Below are 10,440 nucleotides of genomic sequence, written 5' to 3'. Positions count from 1 at the left end.
GACACACCGTCATTGAGCTGGACGCCGTCATGGCCATCGCGCGCCGGAAGTCGTTCCGCGCGGCAGCGGTCGAACTGCAGGTTTCCACCACTGCGCTGAGCAACATCATTGCGAAGTTCGAGCGGCAGCTCGGGGTTAGGCTGTTCAACCGAACAACCCGCAGCGTTTCGCTCACAGATGCAGGACGGAATTTCGTCGAGCAGGTCGGTCCTGCCCTTGTCGACATTCACAGCGCCATGGATAGCGCCAAGTCGCAGCAGGAAACCCCTTCGGGTACGATCCGGATAAACGCCTTTCCCACCGCCGCGCGCGAGATTCTCGCACCTGTCATTCTGGAGTATCTGCGACGCTACCCGCAGGTCCATATCGACCTGGTCACTGAGGGGCGCTTGGTCGATGTGGTCGCAGGCGGCTTCGATCTTGGTGTGAGAAGCGCGGATTTTGTCCCAAGCGACATGATCGCCATCCCGATCGGACCGTCCAAGTCACATGTCGTGGTCGCCTCGCCGACATACATTGCGAAACACGGCAAACCCCGCGTGCCCCTCGACCTGCTCAACCATGCCTGTATCCGTATCAGGTTGCCCGACGGCGAGATCTATCGATGGCATTTTGAGAAGGACGACCAGCCTGTTCAAATCGACGTCAAGGGGCCCATCACACTAGACGAGGCTAGCCTTTCGCGGATTACTGTCCTCACCGGCATCGGCCTGGGCTTTTTTATGGAGTCGGATGTGCGCGGAGACATCCAAGACGGTCGTCTTGTCCAGGTCTTAGAGGACTGGATGAAGCCCGTGGCGCCACTTTGTCTCTATTACCCTGGCCGAAAGAACCCTTCTGCTGCGTTCAGAGAATTCATCGCTCTTGCGCGCGACTTCACCTCAGGCTTGGGAATGGCAGACGGTCGGTGAGTGTCGGGCCGGTAGGGCCGCTAGCGATGAAACTCGCGGCCGAATTCGCGCGTTGCGTCCACGTGAGCGCGAGCCTGCGCTCGTTCCAGCGGCAATTCTTCTAACTCGCGGGCCAAATGAACTCCCGACTCCGTCTGATGGTCATTGGCGTCGCATCTGCYGCACTTGGCGTGGCGGGGAGCGTCCTTATCGGGAACCTGKTGCCCGMCCCGCAGGAACTGCGTCAGCCGCTGGCRCACAGCYTCGCTTCAGASGATCGCCAGCTCAAGACCTCCATGGGAGCRCTTTTCGGATCGAACTATATTCCCGGAAATTCCGTGGACACGCTCGTCAACGGCAATCAGATTTTTCCGTCGATGCTGCGGGCCATCCGCGAGGCGCGGSAAACGATCAGCTTTGAAACGTACATTTATTGGCGCGGCAACATYGCAAATGAGTTTGCCGAYGCTCTGTCGGCCAAGGCCCGCGAGGGSTTGAGCGTKAAGGTCCTSCTCGAYTGGGTCGGAAGCATTCCCATGGATCAGGCGCTGATCACGCGGATGCATGAAGCMGGCGTGCAAGTCGTCCGCTTCCGGCCCGTCAGTTGGTACACGGTCGATCGTCTCAACAACCGCACTCATCGCAAACTTCTGATYRCGGATGGYCGKCTWGGTTTCACYGGAGGGGTCGGAATCGGGGACGAATGGAACGGGGATGCTCGCTCGCCAAGCGAGTGGCGAGACAATCACTATCGGATCGAAGGGCCCGCTGCGGCCGAGTTGCAGGCGGCGTTTGCCGAACATTGGATCGAAGCCACAGGCGAGTTGCTATTGGGGGATCGCTACTTTCCAGAGATTCCACAACAGGGCGGAAACGCAGCGCAGATTGTGRTAAGTTCACCGCATCAGCGCAACGTGATGCACCTAATGTTGATGACGGCGCTGGCATCTGCAGAGCGAAGTATACGTATAGCCACCCCTTATTTCGTGCCCGACGAGATGACGASGGCCCAGCTTCTGGAAGCTCGCCACCGCGGAGTGCAGGTCGAAATCCTGATYCCGGGCAATCAGACCGACGCTCGGATCGTCAGGAAGGCGTCRCGGCACTTTTGGGGGGAGCTTTTGGAAGCGGGAGTTAAAATCAGCGAATATCAACCGACCTTCTATCACTGCAAGCTCGTGATCGTGGACGATATCTGGACGTCGATCGGATCGACGAACATCGATGATCGYGCGCTTCGCCTCAACGACGAAGCCAATATCAATTTCTTTGACAGAGGGGTCGCTGCATCCCAGGTCGAAATCTTCAACAAGGATCTCGCAGCCGCCAGACCCTACACCCTGGCCGACTGGCAACGTCGAACTGCGAATGAAAAGTTCTCTGACTGGCTTGCAACTCTAACGCGCTCGCAAATATAGCGGAAGGAGCTTCAGCTAACCGCTGTCCCCGATGCTGCATCGGCCCGGGCGCGCCGAGCGAGCGGCTGGAGATCGCGTGTCGGCCCAAACCAAGTCGAGCCGCCGAACCTGATCCGGGAGTGGCCCGCCATCGCGAGTACGACGGGGTAGAGGACTCCGATGCGTCGCGAGTCGCGAACCCGCCGACAACAAGACGGCTCTCAAATGATGGCCAGGACCGGCTCGAAGAATGCCATAGCGCAGGATCGTGCGGCGGTGTCTCAGTCCTGGAAAACGGGCCACACCGATACACACCGCTCGACCCGGCACGACAGTCTAGGTGCGCCGGTCTGGATGAAACTGCGTGATCGCGCCACACGATATCGATCGTGGCGCCCAACTGGTTTGACGTCTAGGTCGCGTCGCCRCGCTCCTTCAGAAGTTCRTTCAAGCGTTCYTSTTTCGCGTTGATCTGCTCYTGCAAATTTTCTTCCTGAGCCGAGCCTGAGGCGGCTGCCGCCARCTCGGTCAGATCCGAGASTTGYCGGCGCAGGAGAGCGATCTGGTCGTTGAGTGCATCACGATTGCCRTTGGCCATGCTCGMCGTCTCCGGTTGGAATGCTGTYAGACCTCYAGGATCCCAGAATCAGGACGCTCCAGAGGCTCTGCTGTTCCGTCGGCAACGGAGATTTGCACGAGAGCCGGAGGTCGCCTTGCAATGYTGCTTCAAATCCCGACTTGAGATGTTTGGTCGGTCGATGGACGYCYGGGCTGGCACAAGATCTCGGGCGAGATTATAAGGCTTGTTCCTTTTTCGTTCSCGGGYCTCATGACACGTCGATCAGGCAGCGCCGATCTCCCTTTGCATTACGGACGGGTTCCGCTCTGGCTCGGCGAACGCATGGCYAGGTTGGGCAGCGTCATTTGCGAAGCGATCATCCAGCACTATGGCAGGGACGAGCTGCTACGGCGCCTAGCACACCCTTTCTGGTTCCAATCCTTCGGCGCGATCATGGGTATGGACTGGCATTCTTCCGGAATCACGACCAGCGTCATCGGGGCGTTGAAACGCGGCCTGACGCCTCTTGCCGGCGAGCTGGGGCTTCATGTCTGCGGCGGACGGGGCAACCAATCCCGCCGCACACCTGCGGAGCTCGAACAGATCGGCACCAAGGTCGGCTTCGACGGAACGGCGCTGGCTCAGGCAAGCCGGCTCGTCGCCAAGGTCGACAGCGCGGCAGTGCAGGATGGCTTCGACCTTTATCTGCACGGCTTCTTCGTAACCGATGACGGCCACTGGACGGTCGTGCAGCAGGGCATGAACGGGGATAGCGGCTTGGCGCGGCGCTATCACTGGCATTCCGAGGAGCTCGGCAGCTTTGTCGAGGCGCCCCACGCTGCGATCGAAGGGCGAAGTGCAGGCAATATCATCAACCTCACCGATGCATGCGCAGATCACGCGCGCGAGGCCCAGGTCGCGCTGSTGCGCGAGCAGGGGCCCGACGGGATCGTTCGGGAATTGGCGGCGTTGCAGCCGGCTCACCCCAGCACTGATCGGAGCGCTCCGCAATTGACCCTCCCGCATCTCGTGATGCCGGCGCATCACGATGTSAGGCCCCAAGACGTGATGGTGCGACGCCTCCATGGCGCTTTGGCCGCTGCGGCCGACCGCGGCCCGGCCGATTTTTCCGAGCTCCTGCTCGTGCCCGGGATCGGCGCCCGCACGGTACGTTCCCTGGCGATGGTCGCCGAAGTGCTGCACGGTGCGCCCTGCCGTTTCAGCGATCCGGCGCGTTTTTCGCTCGCCCATGGCGGCAAGGACCGGCAGCCYTTCGCTGTGCCGATCAAAGTCTATGATCAGACGATCGCCGTCCTGCGCTCGGCCGTCAATCARGCGAAGCTCGGTCAGGATGACCGTCTTGCCGCGATCGCGCGGCTGGACAGCGAGAGCCGCCGGCTGGAGCGGAGCGCGACAGGCCCSACGYTCGGCGAATATGTCGCCGAAGAACGACGCCGTTCGCCYGCTTATGGCGGGCGAAGCGTTTTTGGCTGGGAGGGGTCCGAGGCAGGTGGGATAGACGCCGAAACGAGATCGCGACGCCGATAGAGCGCAGCGGGCCTTCTRCTTCTTCGTCATGGTTCCGGCGAGGCATATGCAGGTGGGGGCGTGATCACCAGCCTCGTTGCAGCCGCGGACTGGGCGCAACCTCGCCCGCYRTCAGCCGCTCCGCCAGATCTATACTGAGGAGCACGTGGTCGAGGCGCAGGCCGGCMCCGGGCCCGCATGCATTCCTGAAACTCTGCTGCTGCGAAACCTACTGACTCTTTCTTTCCGGAGCCAAGAGCCGATCCGACGCGCTGGGGCTTCCGCGAGGTCGTTACGCGGATGCTTCAGGGAACCGTTTATAAGACTTCTAAGTTGAGGCCTCCATCTGGGGGATAACCAGGAGATGGACTGATGAAGAAGATCATTCTCGCTGCCGTGGTCGCGATGGTTCCGGTGCTGGCGTTCGCCCAGAATCCCGAAGGCGCGCGTGGGGGCGCTGCCGCTGGTGCGGCGACCGGCGCSGTCGGCGGCGCGATCGTTGGCGGGCCTGTTGGGGCGGTCGTGGGCGGCGTCGGCGGCGCCGTCGTCGGTGGTATTGCGGGCGACGCCACGCCACGCTTCAAGACCTATGTCAGGGCTCACGAAGTTCCGTCATATACTTACCAAGAGGACGTGCGTGTCGGCGCGGTCCTCCCKGAGACGGGCGTGACCTATCGTGAAGTCCCGGCCGAGTTCGGCGCGAAGGGCTATCGCTACACCGTTGTCAATGATCGGACGGTGATCGTCGAGCCGAGGACACGCAAGGTCATCCAGGTCATCGAATAAGGCCTTCCGACCCCGCGCTGTCGGCGCGGGGTCAATCGCCCCTTGATCTGACGTTCTGCCTTCGCGCTGGGATGGAAGAGCTTTTTGATCGTCAGGTTAGCGGCTGGCCGAAAACGAGAAGGAGTGTTTAAACAATCTGAGCTCAGGCGGTCGATCGTTACGAGATCATGCGTTACAGCACCTTAGTGGCATGGGCGAAGCAACTCGGTCGCAATGGCGGCGCATCACTTCTGAAGCCACCTCGGCGGGAGCTGCGACAGAAGAGCAATTCACGAAGCTAGCTACCGAGTACATCTATCGTAAAGCTSCTTGAACGTATGGTCTCGCCAGATATCCGGTGGGTCTTTTTCTTTTCGGAGAGCCCAGGAGGTCGACGATGATTTCGTCAGAGCCGGTAGCTTCGGTCGGGATCTCGYCTGCGGATCAATGCAGYGACCATCCGGGGCCGATCAGTTGCCGCATGCCAAATGGGCTCTGGACAATCTGGCTCGAGCTCGCCGCGGCGTCCCGCCATCGCCGAGCTAATCCTCGGCCGTCGCCACGCCCTCATAATGGGCGGCCCCCCTTCTCCTTCCTAACTTCTCGTCGTTCGTTTGGGAGGGGCGGTCCTTTTTGTTTTGAGCCGGCGCTGCGAGGAACGCGATCGCTTTCCGCCCGTTGGTTCAACAACCCTCGGAGGGAACAATGGATCATTCTCAGCATATCCGCCTTACTGGGACCGACCTGACGCCTGACATGCTCGATGGCGCCACCATCTATGGCCCGGGCGACGAGAAAATCGGCTCGGTTTCGCATCTCCACGGTTCCGGACCGATGGCGCAGGCCGTTATCGATGTTGGCGGCTTCCTCGGGATCGGAGCCAAGCCGGTCGCCGTGCCGGTCAACCAGMTCGAATTCATGCGTGAYGAAGAYGGAAAYGTGCACGCGGTSACGAACTGGACCAAGGACGAGYTGAAGGCGATGCCRGAGCACGTCGACCCCTGACGCCAGTTATCGATCAACGGCCCCGCTGGCTTCGGCCGGCGGGGCCTTTTTCGATTTGGCTCTCCCATCAGCCAGAAACTATGCCTCCGCCACCGCGGTCCCTTGGGTTGCTTGTGCCTATGCCGGAGCCTACTTTTGACATACCTCGCCCTTGTCCTCGGCGTTTTCGCCGGGATGATGATTTCTTCGATAGTCGCATGGCGGGTTGGGCAACTCATGCAGCCACGGCTTGATCTGCTGCGCCGGGCCGCTGCGAGCTATGCAGGATCACACGACCAGCCGCGGCGCCTCAACTAACGCGCCAAGAAAAAAACCGGCGCGGTCGAAAAGAAAACGCCCGGCCACGGCGGTCGGGCGCATCGCGGTTTAGTGCAACGGTGTCTGGTAAGATACCGTGCGGCAAAGTCTTGGTTCAGCCATCACTTCTTAAGGGCCGAACCGCTCTTGGCATGAGCGGCTTCGGACTGGCCATGAGCAGTTGTCGAGTGCTTGAGGGCTTGGGCAGAGTGCTCGTGTCCCTTTGCATGGTCACCCTTGCCATGGCTCTCAGCCGCAGCGGTATGCGACTTTGCAGCATTCTGGTGGTGCTCGGCGGCCTTGGTATGAGCTTCTTTAGGCATGGTTAGCTCCTGTGTTTGTGGACTTCGGATTTGAAGGAGCCACGCGGAAGAACGCCTGCTTCTTAGGCATGTTCCCACTCTGCGCCCGCGTGTTCCCCGCCCAGCTTGCGGCCCTCTTGCGGGGTGATCGGGACGGGCGATGAGGGTGGGCCGTAGCACTCAAATTTCGACTTGTCGTAACGGAACAACTAAAACGGGAAGTGGTTATTGCTCCGGCTGGGGAGCCAGTCTCCGGAGGAAGAAAATGCGTACTTTCATCGTCGCCCTTGCGGCCGCTGCTGCGATTTCCTCTTCCGCCATGTCTCAGTCCGCGACGACGTCCACGCGCGAAGTTTATGTAAAAGCTCGGCCCACTGACGTTCTGAGCAGCAACCTGATCGACCTCAATGTCCAGAACTCCGCCAAGGAGAAGATCGGCGAGATCAAGGACATCGTCATGTCGAACGGTCAGATCGCCGGCTACATCGTTTCCGCCGGCGGCTTCCTCGGCATGGGAGAGCACTACGTGATMGTCTCGCCGGCCGCCGTGAAGGTGAACTATTCCGAGAACGACAAGAAGTGGTCGGCCACGATGGAGACCACGAAGGACGCACTTAAGGCGGCGCCTGAGTTCAAGTATGAAGGTCGTTGGAAGAAATAGGCTTAGCCACTTTCCGTCGTGGGAACCGTTCACGGGGTAGCAAGTCCAAGATCTGCGCTCTGCTCCCCGATGCCGAGCGTGCGCTGAGGGTGTCGGCACGCGAGTGTTAACTCCCTCTTCTACCGGCCTACTGCCGATCAGATAGCCGCGGATGTACCGGCGACCGATCGGCTGGTAGATTACCGATTTCAGTAGCGACCGTTCGCCTGCGCGCGACGACGGTCATCAGGCCCGGCACTCCGAAAGGAAGCCGGGCCATTTTCGTTTCGCGGTTATCATGGGCAGCCGAACCGTACTTGAGCGTGATTTGCCTTGGGCCAGCGGGCAGGGAGCGGTTTTTCAGTTGYCTCCTCATCGTTTCTGGAAACGGCTGTTCGCGAGCCGCGGGCGCGCAAGAAGCCTTGCTATCGGCGTGATAGAAGCGCCCTATGATCTCAGCGCTGCCTTTGCGCGCTAGAACACCGCCCGAGTGCGGTTCGGCCGGCAATCAAAATCGAGATCATCATGAAATCCGGCCATGGCAGGTTAATCCTGCGAGACGGCACGGACCTCTCTATTGGTTATTGCTTCGCCCAGAACGAGCCCGGCCCGGTGTGTCAGGGCACGCTTATCGGAAATATCCGTTCGGTCGATCCGGGAAGCTTCGGTAATAGCTTCAGGCTCGTGCTCTCCGGTGGGGAAGAGCTCGTTGCCCTCGCTACCGCTTATTCGGATAGGCACGTCAACTTCGTGGGAGGTGTTGCCACGAACCCGGTGGTCCAGAATTAACACCGCGGCAGGACCCCTGCGGTAGATGGACGACATGGAAAATCCATTCTTGATCGCAGCCGGTATGATAGCCGTAGCGGTGCTTGCCTGGCTCGCGTCCAAAAGGTGGGACTGATCCGGAGAAGACGCAGCCTCAGCTCAGCCACGCGGCAGGCACGCCGCCGCTGCGCATCACGGCTCGCGTTCTTCCCGGCCTAATCGCTCGGTGCCGGGCCTTTTATTTTGGGCGAGTCGTCGCAGCGTTGATGAGCTTCCGCTCGGACCGCGAAACGCGGCCAGTCCATGAAAAAGCAGCACGRCAGACACCGCAGCAGTTGACCAACCACTATTGATGAGATCGCTGCTTCGCTCGTCGCTGGAGATACTCGACGAGGGATCTTTGAAGAGCCTCCCTCTCGCGAGCAGTCGCATCTGAATCCGACGAGGTCCCTTCCAGAGCGCGAATTCGTTCAAGGGTACGCCGAAACTCGGCAGCGCTCCCGATGGGATGAACGGCACACTGGCGCGAGGCGGCCATCATGACCGCCCAGAGGTATCTATAGTGTCGCCACAAGCCGCGCGCTCCAGCACGTACTGCAGCCGCGTTGCTGCKGTGTTGGGGAGCCCCCGGCTCTCGACCCAAGCGATAAATTCGGATGGCCGGATGGTGACAATTTGGAGTACCCGTCCCCTCGCGAGCCAAGCGTTGATGACTTTGGTGGCATTCCGATGCCAAGTATCGTAGTCACCTGGCATCTCTTCGCGGTCCTGCGCCAGCGCTAAAAGTTGCGCAAAATCGTCGCGCTCGTACCACGGCAATGCGACCGTGTACGCTTCAACTGTTGGTTTCATTTGATGGCCGATCGTCCGTATACGACGCGGAAACCGAGGATGCTAACCGCCCGTTTAGCGGGGGAAGTCGATTTTAGCGGCCACTACGCGCCGCGAAGCATCGGGTGTCAATAAGAATCAAGAGAAGTATTGCGGTACATTGGCTGGATCGTTTCCGGCAACGTCCAGACAAGTACGACCGAAATCGCGATGATGCCGATGACGGCGAGCCAAATCCAAAATTCAAGCGGAGGACGCCGGTGGGAGCGCATCACCGTTCCCCAGAGGGGCTTGGTATCCTCTCGGCGACAAGCTGCAGCATGCCGATAACCTCCTCAGGTCGGTCGCATCCGCGATCCCCTCAGCTCACACTCTGCTGAATCGCGGATCTGCGCGTTCGTYCCTCCGTCGGCCACGTCTTGGGTCGGCACGCATTATTGAAATCGCCGTCAGTCTTCGCTGCGGGTTAGCTGTTCGCCGGTKGGAACGATAGTGAAGATGCAATCGTCYTCGWARTGCACCGGCGTGCCATCGTCCAGCGAGTAGAATGTGGTCYCRAGGCCAGGGTAGCCYTGCCAGACTATGACCGTGTAGATGTTGCCGTCGTCGTCACGACATCGCTCCCTGTAAAGCTCGCGATGTCGAAACGGCGTTTGTAGCTCCGGCTCCTTGGGTTGTCTCGAAACCATCGTTGGCGCTCCGGTTCCTGCCGATGTCTTCAAACCGATCTGCGCCCAGGGAGTTCCGCCCGGAACGATTCGGCTACCGACTCGTTTGCGAGTCGGTTCGTTGCGGAGTTGCGTTCATGAGGACGCGTCGGATTTTASGGGCCGGCCCRGGGTGTCGATACAGGRARGGACCGGTCACCCGGCGCCGGAAATCCGAACGCGATCTGTTATCCGGATCCGATGCCCGCGCTGAAGGACAAGGCGCCGGCCGGTCCGGATTGGGCCTTCGAGGTGAAACGGGATGGCTATCGCGGCAAACGGTTGGCCTCGGAGGCACTCATTATGCCTTCGACCTGATTTATTTGAACGGCCATTACTGCGCCTCGCCGAGATCCAGTTCTGTGGCTGGACCGATGACGGCAAGCTGCGTCACACCTTCTACAAGGGCGTGAAGAGGCCGACAAGGCGGCGGTATTCGAGCTTCGCCACTACGCATCGGAGCAAAACGGTTTCGCAATGAGTATCGCCGGCTGCTCTGGTCATCCAGCCGGGGAGGGCAGTCGATCTACCCATCGACGTGGCGATCGCTGGTCGGGGCATCCTGACGATCTTCGAGGATTGCGACCGCATCTGGATGACGGCGCATTGGTCTCTGTTCTTCTCGAGTGGTGGCTGAGATTCTCTGCCCGTTTCTCTATTATCTTGGCCGCCGACTGGTGCTGGCCCGCTACGTGCGTTCATCGATCACGTTCGAAAATATCGCCGGTGACTTGAAGCCGAAACCGTCTGTT

7 protein-coding genes and 1 pseudogene are annotated in these 10,440 nt (G+C 60.3%); 7 read left to right on the top strand and 1 reads right to left on the bottom strand.

All coding sequences use genetic code 11. The features are described 5' to 3' along the window. The first annotated feature begins 11 nt into the window (after positions 1-11). The 6 genes and pseudogenes from AB4Y99_RS20105 to AB4Y99_RS20080 all read left to right on the top strand — a co-directional run bounded on the left by AB4Y99_RS20105 (position 12) and on the right by AB4Y99_RS20080 (position 6,143). Complete coding sequence (locus AB4Y99_RS20105; protein WP_441524563.1) at positions 12-911, top strand: LysR family transcriptional regulator; 900 nt, start codon at positions 12-14, stop codon at positions 909-911. Positions 912-1,228: 317 nt separating this feature from the next. Beyond that, entirely contained in the window at positions 1,229-2,308 is a 1,080-nt protein-coding gene (locus AB4Y99_RS20100; protein ID WP_441524561.1) for a phospholipase D-like domain-containing protein, read from the top strand. Positions 2,309-3,116: 808 nt separating this feature from the next. Continuing rightward, positions 3,117-4,394: a DUF763 domain-containing protein gene (locus AB4Y99_RS20095; RefSeq protein WP_441524560.1), complete on the top strand. Its 1,278-nt coding sequence runs from the start codon at positions 3,117-3,119 to the stop codon at positions 4,392-4,394. 348 nt (positions 4,395-4,742) lie between these two features. Beyond that, on the top strand, positions 4,743-5,159 hold the full coding sequence (locus AB4Y99_RS20090) for a DUF1236 domain-containing protein (protein WP_441524562.1): 417 nt from the start codon (positions 4,743-4,745) through the stop codon (positions 5,157-5,159). Between the two features lie 152 nt (positions 5,160-5,311). Next, positions 5,312-5,440 (top strand): annotated as a pseudogene (locus AB4Y99_RS20085) (DUF892 family protein); the annotation flags it as partial. 403 nt (positions 5,441-5,843) lie between these two features. Then, positions 5,844-6,143, top strand: coding sequence for a PRC-barrel domain-containing protein (locus AB4Y99_RS20080; protein ID WP_441524559.1), 300 nt, complete (start codon positions 5,844-5,846; stop codon positions 6,141-6,143). A gap of 419 nt (positions 6,144-6,562) precedes the next feature. Here the strand turns inward: AB4Y99_RS20080 and AB4Y99_RS20075 are convergent, their stop codons facing one another. After that, a complete protein-coding gene (locus AB4Y99_RS20075; RefSeq protein WP_441524558.1) occupies positions 6,563-6,763 on the bottom strand; it encodes a hypothetical protein in 201 nt (66 codons plus the stop codon). 244 nt (positions 6,764-7,007) lie between these two features. On the opposite strand from AB4Y99_RS20075, the gene AB4Y99_RS20070 reads away from it, so the two are divergent. Next, the gene (locus AB4Y99_RS20070; protein WP_441524557.1) at positions 7,008-7,403 is read left to right on the top strand and encodes a PRC-barrel domain-containing protein; all 396 of its coding nucleotides are present in this window, start codon (positions 7,008-7,010) and stop codon (positions 7,401-7,403) included. Positions 7,404-10,440 lie beyond the last annotated feature (3,037 nt).

Origin of the sequence: Allobosea sp. TAB14 (genome assembly GCF_052113865.1) — a bacterium.
Lineage (GTDB): Bacteria > Pseudomonadota > Alphaproteobacteria > Rhizobiales > Beijerinckiaceae > Allobosea > Allobosea spartocytisi.
Note: the sequence above shows the minus strand (reverse complement) of the source record. Positions and strands in the feature narration are given on the sequence as shown.

What these genes read in the sequence shown, in the direction of transcription:
- AB4Y99_RS20075 (WP_441524558.1), bottom strand. Translation starts at nt 6,763, where the DNA reads ATGCCTAAAGAAGCTCATACCAAGGCCGCCGAGCACCACCAGAATGCT.